Source organism: Actinomadura sp. NPDC048021 (assembly GCF_040653135.1).
Taxonomy (GTDB): Bacteria; Actinomycetota; Actinomycetes; order Streptosporangiales; family Streptosporangiaceae; genus Spirillospora; species Spirillospora verrucosospora.
Genome location: NZ_JBEZJQ010000003.1, coordinates 293,896 through 312,741, shown reverse-complemented (window position 1 = coordinate 312,741; position 18,846 = coordinate 293,896). Strand labels below are relative to the sequence as shown.

The window sequence follows — 18,846 nt, the reverse complement described above, 5'->3', positions numbered from 1 at the left end:
GTGCGCGGAGTGACCGCGGATTCCCCTCCGGACCCGGCGTCGGCGGAAGGCCCGCAGATTAGGGATATGGGCCGGATAAACGCCATTCGACCGACTTCGATGCAAGGTTTACCTTTTCCGGGCGGTGACCAGAGATCACGAATGGAAAGATCACCTCAGGCCGCACATCGTGGGGCCCGCATCGTTCCACCTTTTGCGAGGTCGGCAGATATGTTAATTCTCCGCGCCGGTAAACTCCCGGCATTCGTCGCCGCGCTGGCGCTCGGCGTGGGCTCGCTCACGCCGTCGCCCGCGTCCGCCCGGCCGTCCGTCCCCGGGAACGAGCGGGCGGTGGTGCGGGCGCTCGACCGGGGCGCGCATCCCCTGCTGACCACCGAGCCGACCGACGACACGCGCGACCTGCACGCGCTCGGCCGGATGATCGGCGACACCCCCGTGGTGGGGCTGGGCGAGGCCACCCACGGAACGCACGAGTTCTTCAGCCTCAAGCAACGCGTCTTCGAATACCTGGTCAAGGAAAAGGGATTCACGACGTTCATGCTGGAGCTGAACTGGGGCACCGGGCTCCGGCTCAACGAGTACGTCCTGCGCGGCAAGGGCGATCCGGCCGCGATCATGCGGCAGGAGTTCCAGCAGAACTACCGCCTGTTCGCCAACGAGGACTACCTGCGGCTCATCAGGTGGATGCGGCACTACAACACCGAGCACCCGAAGCGGCCCGTGCGGTTCATGGGCGACGACGTCTACTTCACGAACATCGTGATCTTCCAGGAGATCTTCCGGTATGTGCGCGAGCGCGGCCGCCCCGATCTCATCCCGAAGCTCAGGGCCCTCTACGACGGGCTGATCCCGACCACCGACCTCAACACCTGGGAGCGGCGGTACGACGCCAAGCCCAGGCGGGAGCGCCTGAGGGTGCAGCGCCAGGCGGCGCAGGCCCTGCGGCTGGTCGAGAGCCTGCGCCTGGGCGCGCCCCGGGAGGCCGCGGAATGGGCCGAGCAGCAGGCGAACGTCGCGTTCTGGATCGCCAAGACGCACGCCGCCGAGGACTTTTCGGGACCGCGCGACGAGGCCATGGCGCTGAACACCGTGTGGTGGTACCGCCACATGAAGAGCAAGACCCTGCTCTCCGCCCACAACGCCCATGTCGGGTACCTGGGTGAGTTCCCGCCGCACACGTTCAAGCGGCAGGGAACCTGGCTGCGCCGGATCCTCGGCTCCCGCTACCTCGCCATCGGCGGCAGCTTCTACAAGGGGACGTTCACGGCGCTCGACGAGACCACCGGTTTCATCCGGAGGTTCACCGTGGGCCCGCCGCCGCCGATCAACGCCGAGCAGGTGCTGAACCGCGTGCCCTTCCCCAAGTACTACCTCGACATGCGCACCGTGGACCAGCCGGCGCGCTCGTGGCTGAGGCAGGAACACCAGGTCCGGTACATCACGGCGGTGTACTCGCCGACGGCCGTGGAGGAGAACGACATCACGCAGTCGTTGGGGCTCACCTACGGCCTCCTGGTGGAGCTGCGCGACACCACACCGTCCAACCTGATCCCGGGGATCCCGCTCGGGCCGGGTCACTAGGGTCCGCGGGCGGGCCGGGTCCTGCGGGGCCCGGCCCGCCCGGCGTCTGTGCGGCCCCCGGCGAGGGACCCGGCGCCTCACCCGCGCATCAGCAGGGCCTCCAGGGACCGCCCGTGGTGCAGGCGGGCGACGGCGTCGGCGATCAGGGGGCCCACGGACCGCACCCGGAGCGGCGCCGCCCGCGCCCCGCCCGCCGGGAGCGTGTCGGTGACCAGCAGGCACCGGATCGGGAGCCGGCCGAGCCGGTCCCACGCGGCCTCCACGAGCGGCCCGTGCGCCGCGGCCACGGCGATGTCGGGCGCGGCGCCGTGCGCCAGCAGGACGCGCACGGCCGCCTCGATCGTCCCGCCGGTGCTGATCATGTCGTCCACGATGACCGCGGGCCGGCCCTCCACGTCGCCGACCAGTTCCTCCGCGTGGACGCTCTCGCCGCTCAGCCGCGTCTTGCGCACCACGGCGACCGGACGCCCCAGCAGCCGCGCGTAGTGCTCGGCCGGCTTGACCGCGCCGAGGTCGGGCGCCACGAGCACGGCCTCGTCCGGCGTCAGCTCCGCCAGCCCGTCCGCCAGGAGCGGGACGGCCGTCAGCATCTCCACCGGAACCGGGCTCATGGCCTCCAGGGCGACGGTGTGCGGCTCCACCACGACGAGCCGGTCCGCCCCGGCCGAGGCCAGCGCGCCGAGCGCCACCCTGGCGCCCACCGCCTGCCCCGCCCGGCCCCGGCGGTCCTGCCGGGCGTACCCGAAGTACGGGACGACCGCGGTGACCGCCCCGGCGCCGGCCCGGCGGCACGCGTCCACGAGAAGCAGCAGCTCGACCAGATGGTCGTCGACGGCGGGGCCGGTGGGCTGCACCACGTAGACGTCCCCGCCCTGGACGCCGTGCACGACCGGCCGCAGCTCGCCGTCCGGGAACCTCTCCACGTCGCAGGGCGCCGGCCGGAGGCCCAGCACGGCCGCGACGGCGGCGGCGAGGCCCGGATGGGCCGTCCCCGCCACGATCCGGGTCGGCATCGTGCTCCTGTCGGACATCGCCCTCCCGTCGGACATCGCCCTCCCGTCGTCGGCCGCTCGTCCCGGTTCTTCCCCTCCCTCGACCGGATAGCCCAACTCACCACATACCGGCCGACCTGCAGGAATATGGACCTTTGGCCCTGGTGGCGTCCCGAGGCCCCCTCGCACGATGGAATCGACGCGACGTGAGGGGGACACGATGCGAGCCAGCGAAGGCGACCGGTTGATCGTTCACGGACACCACGTGGGCGAGGCGGCCCGCAGGGCCGAGATCCTCGAAGTGCACGGGCGGGACGGGGAGCCGCCCTACCTGGTGCGGTGGGACGACGGCCACGAGAGCACGTTCTTCCCGTCCTCGGACTCCACCATCGAGCACCAGCCGGCCGAGTGGGCGAAGCGCTAGAACGACGGGGGGACGCCATGGACGGGGCGACGACCGCTCCCGAGGTGACCGTGGAACGCCGGGGGAAGGTGCCGGAGGGCGCCGCCGACTACGCGCGCTCCAAGGTGAGCGCCGTGTTCCGGCACGCGCCGGAGCCGGTGCTGTTCGCGCGCGTGAAGCTGATCATGTCGCCGGAACCGGCGGGGCCGCGTCCGGCGACGGCCCAGGCCAACCTGGACCTCAACGGGCGGCTGGTCCGGGCGCAGGTGGCGGCGCCGAGCATGACCGAGGCCGTCGACCGGCTCCGCGACCGGCTGCTGAACCGGCTCGACCGGATCTCCCGGCACTGGGAGGCCCGCCGCGGCGCCTACCCCACGAGCCCTGCGACGGGCCCGCACGAGTGGCGCCACGGCGCCGAGCCGACGCACCGTCCGGACTACTACCCGCGCCCCCCGGAGGAGCGGGAGGTGATCCGGCACAAGTCGTTCACGCTGACCGCCGAGACGCCCGACGAGGCGGCCTTCGACATGGAGGTGCTCGACTACGGGTTCCTGCTGTTCACCGACATCGAGACCGGCGAGGACAGCGTGATCTACCCCGCCGACCACGGCTACCGGCTGGCGCAGGCGACGCCGCGCGAGCGGACGGGCGCGCCCCGCGCCATCCCGCTGACGATCAGCCCGCGCCCCGCGCCCACGCTGACCGCCGAGGGGGCGATCGAGCATCTGGAGGCGACCGGCCGGCGCTGGGTGTTCTTCCGCGACGCCGAGACCGGGCGGGGCAACGTCCTCTACCACCGCTACGACGGGCACTACGGGCTGATCGTCCCCGCGTAGCGCGGGCGCCCACCAGGTGGCCGAAAATCCCCCGCCATCGGGTCTTGCGGCGCCCACCACCCCTGCCTACTATCCAGTAACCAAAATCTGAATACGGTGATGTTCGGATTTGGGCGGATTCCTCAGCGGCCCGCAAGGCACGCGGAAGAGTTCCGCACCCCCGCCCCTCTGGGCTACCCCCACCCCCCCGGGAGAGCAAGCATGCACGCTGCGACCACCCCCGCCCGCCCCAGACCGCACCGTCGCCTGCGGAGCATCGCCGCCGCGGCCGTCCTGGCCGCCAGCGCCCTCGCCCCCGCCGCCGCCGGCGCGACCGCCGCGCACGCCGCCGCCCCCCTGCGCGAGGTGATGTTCGTCGGCAACAACTGGGAGGGCACCGCCGACGTCATCAAGTCCAGCGGCGACTTCGCCAGGATCGGCCGGGTGAACGTCGTCCCCGACAAGAGCCAGCGCCTCACCGCGATCTACCTCAACCCGATCAACCTGGCTGTGTTCCTGGGCATCCGGGCCACCGCAGGCGAGGGCCACGACCAGCTCGTCGACGACCTGTACTCCACCCCCGACGGCTCCGCCCTGGTCGCCTCGCGGCCCAGCTTCGGCGACGTCGTCTCCATCGACCTGACCACCGGGAAGGTCCGGTGGCGCTTCGCCGTCTCCGGCTACCGCGCCGACCACATGTCGGTCTCCCCCGACGGCACCAAGGTCGCGGTGTCGGCCTCGCTCGGCAAGGTCGTCCACGTCCTGGACATCACCACCGGCAAGCAGCTCGGCTCGTTCGCCACCGGCGACAAGCCCCACGAGAACATCTTCACCAGGGACGGCCGGTACATCCTCAACATGTCCATCGGGAACGTCGAGACCGACCTCGACGACCCGTCCCAGGACTGGACCAAGGGCGACCGGCACATCACCGTCGCCGACGCCTCCACCTACAAGGTCGTCAAGACCATCGACATGCGCTCGCGCCTGGACGCCTTCGGCCGCAAGGACCTCTCGAACGCGATCCGGCCCGCGGTGCTGTCCCCCGACGAGTCGAAGCTGTACTTCCAGGTCTCGTTCTTCAACGGCCTCGTGGAGTACGACATGGCCACCGACAAGATCACGCGCGTGAAGACCCTGCCGAAGAACCCGGCCACCGGCGACGACCGCACCACCTTCGTCAACGACTCCCGCCACCACGGCCTGTCGATGAGCCCCGACGGGAGCAGGCTCTGCGTCGCCGGGACCATGGACGACTACGCCACCGTCGTCAACCGCTCCACCCTCCAGGAAGGCCCCCTCGTCACCGCGTCCAAGCCGTACTGGGCCACCGTCAGCGGCGACGGCCGCGCCTGCGTCATCTCCGAGAGCGGCGCCGACCAGGTCACCGCCATCGACTTCGGCACCGGCCAGAAGATCACCTCGGTCCCCGTCGGCGACCACCCGCAGCGCGTCCGCCTGGCCCACATCCCGTCCACCTGGACCGGCACCACCGGCTGACCCCACCCCGGCCCGCCCGGCAAGGGCGGGCCGGTCGCGGTGACCGGGGTGCTCGGTGTGGCGGGAGGCGGTCAGGACGCCCGGGCGGCGACGGCGTGCCCCTGCAGGATGGCCGCGAAGCGCTCGTCGGCGCGGTCGAGCTGGCCGGTGATGTGCTGTTTGATCCGCTCCTTGAGCGGGGTGTCGGGGCGGTTGATCAGGTCCTTGAGCTCCGGGACCAGCGGGCGGTACTTGCGGGCCAGCTTGCGGAGCTTGGGGCCGGTGGTGTGGATCAGGCCGACGCCGTTGTCGGTGAAGTCGGAGACCTTGATGATGCGGGCGGCCGGGTGGCGTTCCAGGCTCTCGACGACGTGGGCCCGGTACTGGGCGTGGACGTCCCCGCCCCGGTCGTAGACGGGGTTGGTCACGGCGCCGACGAGTTCGGCGACGCGCGGACCGAACTCGGCGGACAGGACGCCGAGCGCGGCCTCCGCCGGGTCGGCGTGGCCGTCTCCCGCCAGGTCGGCGGGGTGGTCCTCGACGGAGTCGTGCATGAGCGCGGCGACGAGGAGGTCCGCGTCGTCCGTCTCGTAATGGCACATGATGCGCAGCGTCACCCGGAGCAGGTGGTTGACCACGGGCTCGCGGACGCGGCGGTCCTGCCGGTGCAGGTCGCCGGCCAGCGCGAGCGCCGTGCTCAGCCGCCGCCAGTCGGGTTCCCGGAACCGCAGGATCTCGCGGGAGAACCGGTCGCGGAGTCCGGCCTCGCCGTACACCTCGGTGATCGTGTGGAGCGGAAGAGTCTGCAGATAGCTGGGCACCGTGTTCCCCTCTCGCGGGAGGTGCGCCCGTCCGCGGGCCGGAGGGGCGTTCCCGCGTACCGGTCCGACGCCGTACGCGATCATCCGGTTCCGTCGTTCTCGCAGGTCGCGGGCAGTCGCCCTCGACCGGTCGAAAGAATTATCGAGTCGAGCGATGAGTTCTCCGGGCGGCGCGGGTCTACCCCGGCATGACGACGATGCGAGAGCACGCAAGCGGCGGGCTGCCGGAGACCGCGCCCGGCCGTTCCCGGACGCCCGCCGTGATCCGGCTGCTGGTGCTGGCCACCTTCGTGGTGATCCTCAACGAGACGGTCATGATCAACGCGATCCCGCGGCTGATGGCGGACATGGACGTCACCGAGCAGGCGGCGCAGTGGCTCTCGACCGCCTTCATGCTGACCATGGCCGCGGTGATCCCGGTGACGGGGTGGTTCCTGCAGCGGGTCACCACCCGCCGCGCCTACGCCACCGCGATGGGCGTCTTCCTCGCCGGGACGGCGCTGGCCTCGGTCGCCCCGGTGTTCGAGGTGCTGCTGCTCGCGCGGGTCGTCCAGGCGACCGGCACGGCGGTGATGATGCCGCTGCTGATGACGACGCTGATGACCGTGGTGCCCGAGGAGGACCGCGGCCGCGTGATGGGCAACGTGACCATGGCGATCTCGGTCGCGCCGGCGATGGGCCCGGCGGTGTCGGGCCTGATCCTGCAGCTCGGCTCGTGGCGGCTGCTGTTCGCGGCGGTGCTGCCGGTCGCGGCGCTGATCGCCTGGCGCGGCCTGGCGCGGCTGGAGAACGTCGGGGAGCCGCAGGCCGGCACCATCGACTGGTTCAGCGTCGCGGCCGCCGCCCTCGGGTTCGGCTCCCTGGTGTACGGGCTGAGCAGGTTCGGGCAGGGCGGCGCGCTGGTCCCCGCGTCGATCGTCGCGTTCGGGGCGGTCGCGATCGCGGTGTTCGCCTTCCGCCAGCTCCGGTTGCAGCGCCGCGACGTCCCCCTGCTGGACCTGCGCGTCCTGCGGCACCCCGTCTACGCCCTCTCGCTGCTGCTGATGGCCCTGGGCTTCATGGCGATGATGGGGTCGATGATCCTGCTGCCGATCTACCTGCAGAACCTGCGCGGCCTCACGCCGCTGGAGACGGGCCTGCTGATGATGCCCGGCGGGCTGGCGATGGGGCTGCTCGGCCCGGCGGTGGGCCGGCTCTTCGACCGCTTCGGCGGGCGGGTTCTGATCATCCCCGGGGCGGTGGGCATCGTGCTCGCCCTGGGCGGGTTCACCCAGATCTCGGCGACGATGCCGTACTGGCAGGTGCTCGGCCTGCACTCGCTGCTCATGGTGTCGCTGGCGGCGGCGTTCACGCCGGTGTTCACCCTCGGCCTCGGGGCGCTTCCCGCCCCGCTCTACTCGCACGGCAGCTCGATGCTGGGCACCCTCCAGCAGGTCTCCGCGGCCTTCGGCACGGCACTGGTGGTGACCGTGATGGCGGGGCGCGCCGAGAGCCGGATGGCCGACGGGGTCGCCGCCGCGCTCGCCCAGCTCGACGGGATGCGGCTGGCGTTCGTCATCAGCGCCGCACTGTCCCTGGCGATGGTGGGGGTCGCGTTCCTGCTGCCCAAGCGGGTGAAGGCGCCCGAGGCGCCGGAAGCGCCGGAAGCCGCCGACCGCGTCCTGGAGCCCGCCGCCCTCTGAGCGGGTGGCGCCTGCGCGACGGACAACGCCTGCCGAACGGGCCGATGGTGAGCCTTGCTCTCGCCTCGGCCCGTTCGGCGTGGGGCCGCCTCACAGGTAGTGGCGCAGGACCAGGTCGGCGGGATAGGGGTCCAGGTAGGTCTGCTGGGTCAGGTAGTCGAGGCCCTCGCCCATGGCGTGGTGGCGCAGGAGGGCGATGGGGACGCTGAGGGGCGCCTGTCCCCGGCGGTAGGTGTCGATGGCGGCCAGGAGGTCGTGGCGGCGGGTGTCGTCGAGGTGGTCGCTGAGCATCCCGAAGACGTGCTGGAGCGCGTTCATGTGGCGGCCGCGCTTGGGACGGACGGCGAACGCCGCGCTGAACGCGTGCCGGTACTCGGCCTCCAGCTCGTCGCGCGAACGGGTCCCCGCCTGGGCGACGATCCGTCCGAGCGCCTGGTAGGCGGACGGGTCGTGGGCGAGGATCTGGAGCTTGTGGCGGCTGTGGAAGGCGACGAGGTCGCGGGGCCGCCAGTCGGCGCCGAAGAGCTCGCGGAGCCGGGCGTGCGCGAAGATCCGCTCGATGAAGTGCTCGCGCAGGACGGGGTCGCGCAGCCGGCCGTCCTCCTCGGCGGGCAGGTCCGGGAGCGCCTCGCGGACGAGGTCGGCGAACACCCCGCGGCCCTGGCGGTCGACGGGCTGGTCGTCGGTGCGCTCACCGGGCTTGCCGGAGGAGTAGCGCGGCAGGCGGAACAGCCCGCAGGAGGGCGAGCGCGACTTCAGCACGTAGCCGTCCAGGACCTCCAGCTGGGGGACGCGGGTCTCGGCGAGCGCGGTCATCGCCGCGGTGTGGTCGGCGGAGCCGTCCTTGGCGACGAGGTGCCCGTCGGTGAGAAGCCGCAGCGTGGGACGCGGCGCGCCGAGGCCGATCTCCATCTCCGGGCAGACCGGGACCCAGTCGACGTGCGGGTCCAGGACGTCGGTGAGGAACCGGTCGCGGCTGTGGCCGCCGTTGTAGCGGACCGGGGCGCCCATCAGGCAGCTCGACACCGCGAGGCGGGGGCGCGGGTACGGGCCGGCGGCGGTCACAGGAGCTCTCGCATCCGGCGCAGGCCGCGGGCCGTGCGCGCCTTGACGGTGCCCAGCGGGACGGCCAGCCGGTCGGCGATCTCCGTCTGCGTCAGCTGCCCGAAGTGGGCCATCACGATCGCCTGCCGCTGCGGCAGCGGCAGGACCGCGAGGGCGTCCCGGACGTCGCAGGCGGTCTCCACGGACGGCGAGGCGTCGGGCGTCCGCGCGGCCGGCAGCTCCGCGTGGTCCTCCAGGGGGAGCGTCCGGCGGTAGTGGCGGGCCTCGGCGCGGAGCTGGTCGATGGCGCGCCTGCGGGCGATGGCGAGGACCCAGGGCTCCAGGGCGCGCGCGGTGTCGAAGCGGCGGCGCGACCGCCAGACCTCCAGAAAGACCAGCTGGACGACGTCGTCCACGGCGTGCCGGGGCACGAGCCGGACGACGTGGCGGCGGACGAGCGGGCCGAGCGAGGTGTAGCACTCGGCCAGCGCGGTCTCGTCCCCGCGTGCGAGCCGCTCTCCCAGGTTCATGAGCTGGGCCTTTCCCGAGGGAATCGTTTCAAAACTTGTTCATAGTCGATTCCGTGGGCGGCGTCGAGCCCGACACGGCGAGGGGCGATGCGGGGACGCGGCTTTCGCGGCCTGTCAGGGCGCCGCGGGGCCGTCCAAAATCTCGGTGACGGCTTGGGAAAGGCTTGTCACGAGGCGGGCGGCGTCCGGCAGCCGGTCCCGCCTCCAGCCCGGCCCGCCGACCAGGAGCCGCACCGCGGGACGGGTGCCCGGAAGATCGGCCAGCCAGTCCGGGTCGCCGGTCTCGGCGATCTGCGACCAGACGAGGACGGCGCCCGGCCCCGTGCGCCGGATCGCGGCGGCGAGGGCGCTCGCGGGGACCCGCGCCCCCAGCAGGCTCGCCGCGACGCCGCCCTGCGCCAGCGCGGCGGTCAGCGCGTACAGGGGCAGGCTGTGCTGCTCCTCCGGCGCGCAGGCGAGCAGGACGGGCCGGACGTTCACCGGCCGCGCGGGCGGCGGCACCTCCGCGAGGCCGCCGAGCACCACCGTGGACAGCAGGTGCTCCACCTCGACGCAGCCGCCGCCCGCCGCGTGCTTGCGGCCGATGCCGACCAGGACCGGGGCCATCAGCCCGTCCCAGGCCCGCACGACCCCGTCCCGCGCGATCGCGGTCCGGACCGCGTCGGTCATGGCGGGGACGTCCAGCGACATCGCCGCGCGGGCCAGGCCGCGCACCTCGGCGGTGTCCGCTCCGGCGGGCGCCTCCCCGACGGGCACGCGGTTGCCGCCGGCGCCGTGCCCGCGCGGCCGGCGCGGCGCGCCGGGCGGCTCGCGCAGCGCGGCGTGGGCGGCCTCGCCCGGCGGGGCGCCCGCGAGGATCAGCCGCTGCATCGCTTCGAGCCGCGCCACGTCCGCGGGGGTGTAGCGGCGGTGGCCGCCGGGGCTGCGCCCGCTCGGACCGATGCCGTACCTGCGGTCCCACGTGCGCAGGGTGGCGGCCGCCAAGCCCAGGCGCCGCGCCACCGCGCCGACGCCCAGTCCCGGTTCCCGGTCCGTCTCCCCACGCATGCGTTCGGTCTCCTGTGCTACTCCGACGGCACAGCGTACGACGTCCCCGGTGGGCCGATGCCACCGGTCGTGCCGTCTTCCCGGTCGTGCGGTCCCAACGGTCGTGCGGTCTGACTGGTCTTCGCCGGAGCCGGTTCCTCCGGTTGCATCGCGGCGGCGCCCGCCTCGGCGCTGACCTGCGCGAGAGCCCGCGCGGGCGCGGACGTGCGGACACCGCTGGAGGCGGACGTGCGGACACCGCCGGAGGCGGACGTGCGGACACCGCCGGAGCGGGAAGGGTCACGGCCATGACTGCGACGAGCGAGGGGCATCGCGTCCGGGCGCGCGGCCGGTGGGCCGTCTACGGGGCCACCGCGGCGGCGGTGGCGGCGACCGCTGCGGCCGGGGCCAGGGCGGTCGACCCGGACAGCCACTGGTACCGCGCACTGGACAAGCCGCCGTGGCAGCCGCCTTCCTGGGCCTTCGGGGCCGTGTGGACGCCGCTGTACGCGACGGTCGCCTGGGCGGGCGGGCGCGCGCTGCTGAGGGCCCGGGGCCGCCGGCGCCGCGCCCTGGCCGCGAGCCTCGGCGTCAACCTGGTGCTGAACGCCGGCTGGAACCACCTGTTCTTCGGCCGCCGCAGCCCGAACGCGGGGGTGGCGGGCACGCTGCTGCTGGACGTCAGCAACGCCGAGCTGATCCGCCGCACGGCCCGCACCGATCGCGTCGCCGCCGCCGCGCTGCTCCCCTACGCGGCATGGTGCGGGTTCGCCACCGCGCTGAACGGCGACATCGCCTACCGCAACCGTTCGCGCCCGCGGCTCCGAAGACTCAGGTGATGGAAACCTCGCTGATGCTGTTCACCCGCGACCTCCGGGTACGCGACAATCCCGCACTGGCCGCGGCCTGCGAGGCCGGACGGGTCGTCCCGGTCTTCGTCTTCGACGACGCGATCCTGGACGGTCCGTTCGCCGCGCCCAACCGCGTCCGGTTCCTCCTCGAAAGCCTTGCCGACCTGCGGGAGTCGCTCAGCGAGCGCGGCGGCGACCTGGTGGTGCGGCGCGGCGACCCGGCCGGGGAGGCGGTCCGGCTGGCCCGGGAGACCGGCGCCCGCTCGCTGATGCTCGCCGACGAGCGGACGGCGTACGGGGCCCGGCGCCTCGACCGCCTCCGCGAGGCCGTGCGCGCGGACGGCCTCGACCTGGACATATCGGTACACCCCGGCATCACGGTGGTCACGCCCGGCGACCTCACCCCGGGCAGCGGCGACCACTACAAGGTGTTCACCCCGTACTGGCGGGCCTGGGAGGCGGCCCGGTGGCGCCCGGCCGCGGACGCGCCCGCGAAGGTCCGGCTGCCGTCCGGTGTGAAGCCGGGCGCGCTGCCCCGGCTCGCCGACCTGACCTCCGGCTCCCCGTCCCCCGACCTCGCGCCCGGTGGGGAGAGCGCGGGACGCGAACGCATGAGGGCGTGGCTGCGCGACGACGCCGCCGCGTACGACGACGTCCGCGACGATCTCGCCGCCGACCGCACGTCGCGGCTCAGCCCCTACGTGAAGTTCGGCTGCGTCTCGCCGCGGGAACTGGCGGAGGCCGCGCCGGACGCCTACCGGCGCCAGCTGGCGTGGCGGGACTTCCACCACCAGGTCGCCGCCGCCTTCCCCGACCTCCCGCGGCGCGACTACCGGGCGCGGGACCGGCGGTGGAAGGACGACGAGGACGCCTTCGCCGCCTGGTGCGGCGGCACGACCGGCGTCCCGATCGTGGACGCGGGGATGCGCCAGCTCCACCGTGAGGGGTTCATGCACAACCGCGCCCGGCTCATCACCGCCTCGTTCCTGACCCGCGACCTCGGCGTCGACTGGCGCAGGGGCCTCGGCCACTTCAACGAGTGGCTCGTCGACGGTGACGTCGCCGACAACGCGGGGAACTGGCAGTGGGTCGCCGGGACGGGGAACAGCACCCGGCCCGACCAGGTGATGAACCCGCTCCGGCAGGCGGCGCGCTTCGACCCGCGCGGCGACTACGTGCGCAGGTACGTCCCCGAACTGGCCGGCGTCGAGGGCTCGCGCGTCCACCGCCCCTGGACGCTGGACGAGGAGCGCCGGCGGGAGCTCGGCTACCCGCCGCCGATCATCGACCCCGACGACCGGTAGGCGAGCCCCGTGCCCGCGCCCCTCGCTCCCGGGTCACTTCAGCGGATCGTGCCCCCGGTTCATGAGCGAGTACCGCCAGCGGGTCTCGGCGGCCTCGCCCGACGGGCGCCGCGCGAGATGGCGGTGGGCGACCCGGCCGAACTCGTCGGCCGTCTCCTCGTCGCTCATCCGGACTTCTTCCCTTCGCGGCCGTTGCCCTCGCCGCCGCTCCCCTTGCCCTCGTCCCCCTTCCGTTGGTGCAGCGCCGAGCCTTTGTGGACGGCCTTCTTCCCGCTCTTCCCGCTGCGGACGACGTACTGCGGCTCCTCCGGCGAGGCGGCCACCGTGCGCCCCGCCTCCTCCCGCCTGTCAGTGATCTTCTTCTCCACGCGTCCCTCGGTCGTGGACCCGTGACTGCGCCAGCCGACCTCGTCCCCCGGCTCCGGCTCTTTCCCCCGCTTGCCGGCTCTCCCCCGCTTGCTCACTTCGTCCCCCCGTTCGGTCGTACGGGTGGCGTTACCCGTCCCAGCGAGAACCGACCATGGAGGACCACATGAACGCCGGCAATGGGCGAACCTGTCTCGTCACCGGGGCCAGCGGCTACATCGGAGGCCGCCTCGTGCCGGAACTCCTGGACGCCGGCCACCGGGTGCGGTGCATGGCGCGCTCCGCCCGGCGGCTGCGCGACCACCCGTGGGCCGACCGGGTGGAGATCGTGGAGGCCGACGCGACCGATCCCGAGTCGTCCCGGCGGGCCCTGGAGGGCGTGGACGTCGCCTACTACCTGATCCACGCGATCGGCGGCCGCGGCGGCTTCGCCGAGGCCGACCGGCGCGCGGCCCGCACGTTCTCCGGCGCGGCGCGGGAGGCGGGGGTCGGGCGGCTGGTCTACCTCGGCGGGATGGAGCCGGAGGAGGAGCTGTCGGCGCACCTGCGGTCCCGCGCCGAGGTCGGCCGCATCCTGCTGGAGAGCGGGGTGCCGACCGCGTGGCTGCGCGCCGCGGTGATCATCGGTTCGGGCTCGGCGTCGTTCGAGATGCTGCGCTACCTGACCGAGCGGCTGCCGGTGATGGTCACGCCGCGCTGGGTCCGCACCCGCATCCAGCCGATCGCGATCCGGGACGTCCTGTACTACCTGGTGGCGGCCGCCGACCTGCCCGAGGACGTGAACCGGGGGTTCGACATCGGCGGGCCGGACGTGCTCACCTACGTCGAGATGATCCGCGGCTACGCGCGCGCGGCGGGGCTCAAGCAGCGGATCATCCTGCCGGTCCCGGTGCTGAGCCCGCGGCTGTCGAGCCTGTGGGTGGGCGGCATCACGCCCGTCCCCGGAGCGCTGGCGCGGCCGCTGGTGGAGTCGCTGCGCAACGAGGTCGTGTGCAGGGAGAACGACCTCGCCGAGTACGTGCCGCCGCCGCCGGGCGGGCCGGTCGGGTTCGAGCGCTCGGTCGAGCTGGCGCTGCGCCGCGTCCGGGAGGCGGACGTCGCGACCCGCTGGTCGTCGGCGAGCACGCCCGGCGCGCCCAGCGACCCCCTGCCGACCGACCCTGACTGGGCGGGCGGCAGCCTCTACACCGACGAGCAGGTCCGCTGGACGGACGCGCCGCCCGAGCGGCTGTGGGAGGTGGTCGAGGGGATCGGCGGGGATCGCGGCTGGTACTCCTTCCCCGTCGCCTGGCAGGCCCGGGGCGTCCTCGACCGGCTGGTCGGCGGGGTCGGCCTGCGGCGCGGCCGCCGCGACCCGCGCCGGCTGCGGATCGGGGAGGCCGTGGACTTCTGGCGCGTGGAGGAGATCGAGCCGGGGCGGCTGCTGCGGCTGCGGGCCGAGATGCGGCTCCCGGGGCTGGCCTGGCTGGAGTTCGTCGTGCGCCGCGACGGCTCCCGCACGTCCCTCACGCAGCGGGCCCTGTTCCATCCCCGGGGACTCGCCGGGCACGCGTACTGGTGGGCGTTCCGCCCGTTCCACGACCGGATCTTCGGGGGGATGTGCTCGGGCATCGTCCGCGCGGCCGAGCGGGGCGAGGCGCCGAGGCCGCGCGCGGCGGTGCGGGCCCGCTGAGGCCGGGCCGCCCGCGGGGTGATGCAACCGACCGGTCCCCGCGTCCCGAAGAACTGTGCAGACCTGAAGAACCGTGCAGAACTCACCCGGGACGATGATGGAGAGAAAAGTGCGAACCCGACATCGTGCGGCGCGCCCGCACGGCGGCCGTCACAGGGCGGGCTGATGGGCGGGCGGGGCCCCGTCGTCGTGGTCGGGGCGGGTCTCGGCGGCCTGTCCGCCGCGATCCATCTGGCGGCGCGCGGCCGCGAGGTCGTGCTGGTCGAGGCCCGTGACGTGCCGGGCGGCTGCTGCGGCACCGTGAACGCCGGGCCGGCCGGCGAGTACCGGTTCGACACCGGCCCCTCGGTGCTCACGATGCCGGAGGTGCTCGCCGAGACGTTCGGCGCGGCGGGCGCTGACCTGGAGAGCGTGCTGCCGCTGCGGCGCCTGGACCCGTTCTACCGGCTGGCGTTCCACGACGGGTCCCGGCTGGACGTGGTGGGCGGCGCCGAGCGGATGGCCGCGGGCGTCCGGGAGCTGTGCGGCCCCGACGAGGCGGCGCGGTACCTGCGGTTCCGGCGGCGGCTCGGGGAGATGTTCGAGGCGGAGTGGTCGTCGTTCATCGACGCGGACATGACCCGGCTGCGCGGCATGGCGCGCCCCTACGCGCTGCTCAGGCTGGCGGCCGCGGGCGGGTTCCGGCGCCTGGACCGCTTCGTGGCCGGTCATCTGAAGGACGAGCGGCTCGTCAGGGCCCACACCTTCCAGGCGCTCTACGTGGGGCTGCCGCCGCACAAGGCGCTGGCGATCTACGCGGTCGTCGCGCACATGGACACCGTCGGCGGCGTCTACTTCCCGGCCCGGGGCGGCATGCACGCCGTGCCGCAGGCGCTGGCGGCCGTCGCGGAGAAGGCCGGCGCCTCGATCCGGTACGGCGTCCGCGCCGAACGCGTCGAGACCGGCGCGGACGGGGTGACGGCGGTCCGGCTGGACACCGGTGAGCGCATCCCCGCGAGCGGCGTCGTCGTCGCCTGCGACCTGCCGAGGGCGCACGCCGGCCTGCTCCCGGAAGGGGCCGGCGACTGGCGGCTGCGCAGGCCGCGGTACTCGCCGTCCTGCCTGGTCATGCACTTCGGGCTGGATCGGCGGCTGCCCCGGCAGTCCCACCACACCCTGCACTTCGGCCGCGAATGGGGCGGCGTCTTCTCCGCCCTGGCGGCCGGACGTCCCCAGCCCGACCCGAGCCTCCTCGTGACGTATCCCGAGTCCGACGACACCGCCGCACCCGCCGGGCACTCGACGTTGAGCGTCCTGGAGCCGGCGCCCAACCTGGCGGGCGGGGCCGACTGGGGCCGCCTCGCCCCCTCCCTGCAAGACCGCCTGCTGGGCCGCCTCGCCGACCTCGGGTACGGCGACCTGTCGGCGGCGCCCAGGGAGACGTTCGACCCGCCGGCGTGGGAGCGGCTCGGCCACTCGGCGGGCACGCCCTTCGCCCTCGACCACCGCTTCCGGCAGACGGCGTGGTTCCGCCCGTCGGGCCGGAGCCGCCGCGTCCCGGGGCTGCACTTCGCCGGGATGTACACCGCGCCGGGCGTGGGGGTCCCGCCGGCGCTGATCTCCGGGAGGCTGGCCGCCGCCCGGATCCTGGAGGGCGCCCGATGACGCTGACCGCGAGCTACGAGCACTGCCGCCGCCTGAACTCCCGGCACGGGCGCTCCTTCTACCTCGCGACGCTGCTGCTGCCCGCGTGGAAACGCCGGCACGTGCACGCCCTGTACGGGTTCGCCCGCCACGTGGACGACATCGTCGACGAGTACAAGGCCGCCGGCGCGGAGGGACGCGCCGCGGCACTCGACCGGGTCAGGGAGCGGCTCGACGCGGCGCTGGCAGGCGAGCACGTCCGCGACCCGGTGCTGCCCGCGTTCGTGCACACCGTCCGGTCGTTCGACGTCGAGCGCGAGGACATCGACGCGTTCCTGGAGTCGATGCGCGCCGACCTGACCGTCACCCGGTACGCGACCTACGACGACCTGCTGGACTACATGGAGGGGTCGGCCGCGGCGATCGGCCTGATGATGCTGCCCGTCCTGGAGACCCTGCCCGGCGCCGCGCGGACCGCGCGCGAGCCCGCCCGGGAGCTCGGCCGGGCGTTCCAGCTGACCAACTTCCTGCGGGACGTGGCCGAGGACCTCGGCCGCGGCCGCGTCTACCTCCCGACGAACGACCTGAAGAGGTTCGGCGTGACCGAGGAGGACCTCGCCTCCGGGGAGTGCACGCCCGGCGTCCGCGAGCTGGTGGAGTTCGAGGCCGGCCGGGCGCGGGAGCACTACGGCCGCGCGCTGGAGGGGGTGAAGCTGCTGGTGCCGTCCTCGCGGCCCTGCATCCGCGCGGCGCACGAGCTCTACGGCGGGATCCTGGACGAGATCGCCGCTTCCGGCCACGACGTGCTGGCCGCGCGGGCCCGGGTGCCCCGCCGCCGCCGCGCCGTGATCTACGCGCGGCACCTGCTGGCGGCGTCGGCCGCGGGCCGGGCCGAGCGGCGCGTCCCCGCCGGGATGGTCTGACATGGCAGGCGGCCCTGCGGGAGCGGGCGGCGCGGCGGGGGCGGGCGGCGCGGCGCGGGTCGTGCTGGACGCGATGGGCGGCGATCATGGGCCCGCCGCGACGGTGCCGGGCGCGCTGGCGGCGCGTCGCGAGCACGCGGTCCCCGTCCTGCTGGTCGGACGGGCCGACGAGATCGACGAGGAGCTGCGGCGGCACGGCGGCGTCGGCGAGCTGGAGGTGCGGCACGCCGACGACGTGATCCCCATGGCCGAGCGGGGCTCGAACGCCGCGTTCCAGTCGAAGTCCAGCCTGATGGTGGGCTGCGAGCTGGCGCGGCGCGAGGGGGCGGCGTTCGTGTCGGCCGGGTCCACCGGCGCGGTGGTGACCTGCGCGGTCCGCGCCTTCGGGCGGCGCGAGGGCGTGCTGCGCCCGGCGCTGGCCGTGGCCCTGCCCGCCCTGTCGGGGTTCACCGTCCTGGTCGACGCGGGCGGCACCGCCGACCCGTCGGCGGAGATGGTGGCGCAGTTCGCGACGCTCGGCGCGGAGTACGCGCGGAGCGTCCTGGGCGTGGCCGATCCGTCGGTGGGGCTGCTGTCGATCGGTGCGGAGCCCGGCAAGGGCAACCGGCTCGTCCGGGACGCGGCGCGGCTGCTGCCGGAGACGCCGGTGCGCTTCCACGGCAACGTCGAGGGCCACGACGTGCTGGCCGGAACCGTCGACGTGGTCGTCACCGACGGGTTCACCGGGAACGTCGTGCTGAAGAACATCGAGGGCTGCGTCCGCACGACGCTGGGCCTCGTCGCCCGCGCCGGGACCGTCGACGCCGGGCCGCTGGAGGCGGTCGCACGGCTGTACGCGGCCGACACCCACGGAGGCGCCGCGCTCCTGGGCCTGACCGGGACGGTCGTCGTCGCGCACGGCTCGTCGAGCGCGGCGGCCGTCACCCGCGCCTGCGTGGTGGCCCGCGACCTGGCCGCGGAGGGTCAGTGGGCCACGGGGCCGGGGCCGTGACCGTCGGCTTCGGGGTCGGCGGGGCGCAGCGGGTCGCGACCGTCCCACGCGCCCTCGCTGCCGTAAGGAACGAAGCGGGCGAACATCTCCTCGCTGTACCAGTCCTCGCGGCGGACGCGCCCGATGACGGCCCGGTGGGCGCTCCCCTGGTAGGCGTAGCGGTGGACGGCGGCCTCGTCCCGCCACAGCGAGAACGTCGCCTGCCGGGCGAGCGGCCACTCCCCGATCCCGACCGAGGCGAGGCAGCCGTCCTGGCCGCGCAGCAGGCGGTCCACGTCCGGCACGGAACGGTAGAACGCCACGAGCCGTCCAGGACGGATGGAAGCCCTGGTCAGCACGGCCACCGGGCCGTGCGGCGCAGGGTGGACCGCCGCTCCGGCGAGCGGGTCGGCCCCTCCCCACCGGCCCCGGGACGCCAGCGGCGCGAGCCGCACGTGCCAGGCCTCCTCGGCCTCCTCCCGCCACCGCGCCCCGATCGGCGAACGCGCGAGGAAGCGCTCCAGCGCCGGTTCGCCGTCCCACACCGCGAACAGGGCCCAGCGGCGCAGGTCGGCGCCGAGGCTCATGGACGGGCCCTTCCCCGTCCCGAGCAGCCGCCAGAACCGCAGCCCGCCGGTGCCGCGCAGCACCGGACGGTCGAACGCCATGTGCCGCATGGCGTCCGTTCCCGCGTACCTGGCGAGGTGGAACGAGGCGATGATCTGCGTGTTCATGAGGTGGTTCCGGTGTTCATGAGGTGGTTC

19 protein-coding genes are annotated in these 18,846 nt (G+C 74.1%); 11 read left to right on the top strand and 8 right to left on the bottom strand.

The features are described 5' to 3' along the window. The first annotated feature begins 210 nt into the window (after nucleotides 1-210). Nucleotides 211-1,581 (top strand): erythromycin esterase family protein, encoded by a 1,371-nt coding sequence (locus AB0C87_RS07370; RefSeq protein WP_360576809.1) that lies wholly within the window; start codon nucleotides 211-213, stop codon nucleotides 1,579-1,581. Nucleotides 1,582-1,658: 77 nt separating this feature from the next. Here the strand turns inward: AB0C87_RS07370 and prs are convergent, their stop codons facing one another. After that, on the bottom strand, nucleotides 1,659-2,612 hold the full coding sequence (gene prs, locus AB0C87_RS07365; RefSeq protein WP_345183507.1) for a ribose-phosphate diphosphokinase: 954 nt from the start codon (nucleotides 2,610-2,612) through the stop codon (nucleotides 1,659-1,661). 181 nt (nucleotides 2,613-2,793) lie between these two features. Here prs and AB0C87_RS07360 point away from each other — a divergent pair, with 181 nt between their 5' ends. From AB0C87_RS07360 to AB0C87_RS07350, 3 genes are all read left to right on the top strand, one after another. After that, nucleotides 2,794-2,997 carry a DUF1918 domain-containing protein gene (locus tag AB0C87_RS07360; RefSeq protein ID WP_179845602.1) on the top strand — a complete coding sequence of 68 codons (204 nt, stop codon included), beginning with the start codon at nucleotides 2,794-2,796 and terminating at the stop codon, nucleotides 2,995-2,997. A 17-nt stretch (nucleotides 2,998-3,014) separates the two neighbouring features. Beyond that, entirely contained in the window at nucleotides 3,015-3,812 is a 798-nt protein-coding gene (locus AB0C87_RS07355; RefSeq protein ID WP_345183510.1) for a sigma 54 modulation/S30EA ribosomal C-terminal domain-containing protein, read from the top strand. A 201-nt stretch (nucleotides 3,813-4,013) separates the two neighbouring features. Further along, complete coding sequence (locus AB0C87_RS07350) at nucleotides 4,014-5,291, top strand: YncE family protein (RefSeq protein WP_345183513.1); 1,278 nt, start codon at nucleotides 4,014-4,016, stop codon at nucleotides 5,289-5,291. A gap of 71 nt (nucleotides 5,292-5,362) precedes the next feature. On the opposite strand, the gene AB0C87_RS07345 is transcribed toward AB0C87_RS07350, so the two are convergent. Then, nucleotides 5,363-6,091, bottom strand: coding sequence for an HD domain-containing protein (locus AB0C87_RS07345; protein WP_345183516.1), 729 nt, complete (start codon nucleotides 6,089-6,091; stop codon nucleotides 5,363-5,365). A 197-nt stretch (nucleotides 6,092-6,288) separates the two neighbouring features. Here AB0C87_RS07345 and AB0C87_RS07340 point away from each other — a divergent pair, with 197 nt between their 5' ends. Then, nucleotides 6,289-7,773, top strand: a complete 1,485-nt coding sequence (locus AB0C87_RS07340; RefSeq protein WP_345183518.1) for an MDR family MFS transporter — start codon at nucleotides 6,289-6,291, stop codon at nucleotides 7,771-7,773. Between the two features lie 90 nt (nucleotides 7,774-7,863). On the opposite strand, the gene AB0C87_RS07335 is transcribed toward AB0C87_RS07340, so the two are convergent. From AB0C87_RS07335 to AB0C87_RS07325, 3 genes are all read right to left on the bottom strand, one after another. Then, entirely contained in the window at nucleotides 7,864-8,838 is a 975-nt protein-coding gene (locus tag AB0C87_RS07335; protein ID WP_345183520.1) for a DUF523 and DUF1722 domain-containing protein, read from the bottom strand. Further along, on the bottom strand, nucleotides 8,835-9,347 hold the full coding sequence (locus AB0C87_RS07330) for an RNA polymerase sigma factor (protein WP_345183522.1): 513 nt from the start codon (nucleotides 9,345-9,347) through the stop codon (nucleotides 8,835-8,837). Before AB0C87_RS07330 ends, AB0C87_RS07335 begins: the two co-directional genes overlap by 4 nt. Nucleotides 9,348-9,461: 114 nt before the next feature. Then, nucleotides 9,462-10,394, bottom strand: coding sequence for a MerR family transcriptional regulator (locus AB0C87_RS07325; protein WP_360354296.1), 933 nt, complete (start codon nucleotides 10,392-10,394; stop codon nucleotides 9,462-9,464). A gap of 287 nt (nucleotides 10,395-10,681) precedes the next feature. On the opposite strand from AB0C87_RS07325, the gene AB0C87_RS07320 reads away from it, so the two are divergent. Next, a complete protein-coding gene (locus AB0C87_RS07320; protein WP_360576808.1) occupies nucleotides 10,682-11,212 on the top strand; it encodes a TspO/MBR family protein in 531 nt (176 codons plus the stop codon). After that, nucleotides 11,212-12,528, top strand: coding sequence for a deoxyribodipyrimidine photo-lyase (locus AB0C87_RS07315; protein ID WP_360576807.1), 1,317 nt, complete (start codon nucleotides 11,212-11,214; stop codon nucleotides 12,526-12,528). Before AB0C87_RS07320 ends, AB0C87_RS07315 begins: the two co-directional genes overlap by 1 nt. 33 nt (nucleotides 12,529-12,561) lie before the next feature. Here AB0C87_RS07315 and AB0C87_RS07310 read toward each other — a convergent pair whose 3' ends face one another. Both AB0C87_RS07310 and AB0C87_RS07305 read right to left on the bottom strand, forming a co-directional pair. Next, nucleotides 12,562-12,696, bottom strand: coding sequence for a hypothetical protein (locus tag AB0C87_RS07310; RefSeq protein ID WP_353835479.1), 135 nt, complete (start codon nucleotides 12,694-12,696; stop codon nucleotides 12,562-12,564). Then, entirely contained in the window at nucleotides 12,693-12,992 is a 300-nt protein-coding gene (locus tag AB0C87_RS07305; RefSeq protein WP_345185345.1) for a DUF2945 domain-containing protein, read from the bottom strand. Before AB0C87_RS07305 ends, AB0C87_RS07310 begins: the two co-directional genes overlap by 4 nt. Nucleotides 12,993-13,060: 68 nt before the next feature. Between AB0C87_RS07305 and AB0C87_RS07300 the strand changes: the two genes are divergently transcribed. The 4 genes from AB0C87_RS07300 (at nucleotide 13,061) to AB0C87_RS07285 (ending at nucleotide 18,103) form a co-directional block, all read left to right on the top strand. Then, nucleotides 13,061-14,566 (top strand): SDR family oxidoreductase, encoded by a 1,506-nt coding sequence (locus tag AB0C87_RS07300; protein ID WP_345185348.1) that lies wholly within the window; start codon nucleotides 13,061-13,063, stop codon nucleotides 14,564-14,566. Between the two features lie 165 nt (nucleotides 14,567-14,731). Continuing rightward, complete coding sequence (crtI, locus tag AB0C87_RS07295) at nucleotides 14,732-16,210, top strand: phytoene desaturase family protein (protein ID WP_345185351.1); 1,479 nt, start codon at nucleotides 14,732-14,734, stop codon at nucleotides 16,208-16,210. Then, nucleotides 16,207-17,112: a phytoene/squalene synthase family protein gene (locus AB0C87_RS07290; RefSeq protein ID WP_345185353.1), complete on the top strand. Its 906-nt coding sequence runs from the start codon at nucleotides 16,207-16,209 to the stop codon at nucleotides 17,110-17,112. The genes crtI and AB0C87_RS07290 overlap by 4 nt, the downstream gene beginning before the upstream one ends. A gap of 1 nt (nucleotide 17,113) precedes the next feature. After that, a complete protein-coding gene (locus AB0C87_RS07285) occupies nucleotides 17,114-18,103 on the top strand; it encodes a phosphate acyltransferase PlsX (RefSeq protein ID WP_360576806.1) in 990 nt (329 codons plus the stop codon). On the opposite strand, the gene AB0C87_RS07280 is transcribed toward AB0C87_RS07285, so the two are convergent. Next, nucleotides 18,076-18,816, bottom strand: a complete 741-nt coding sequence (locus tag AB0C87_RS07280; protein ID WP_345185358.1) for a spheroidene monooxygenase — start codon at nucleotides 18,814-18,816, stop codon at nucleotides 18,076-18,078. The genes AB0C87_RS07285 and AB0C87_RS07280 overlap by 28 nt on opposite strands. Between the last annotated feature and the right edge of the window lie 30 nt (nucleotides 18,817-18,846).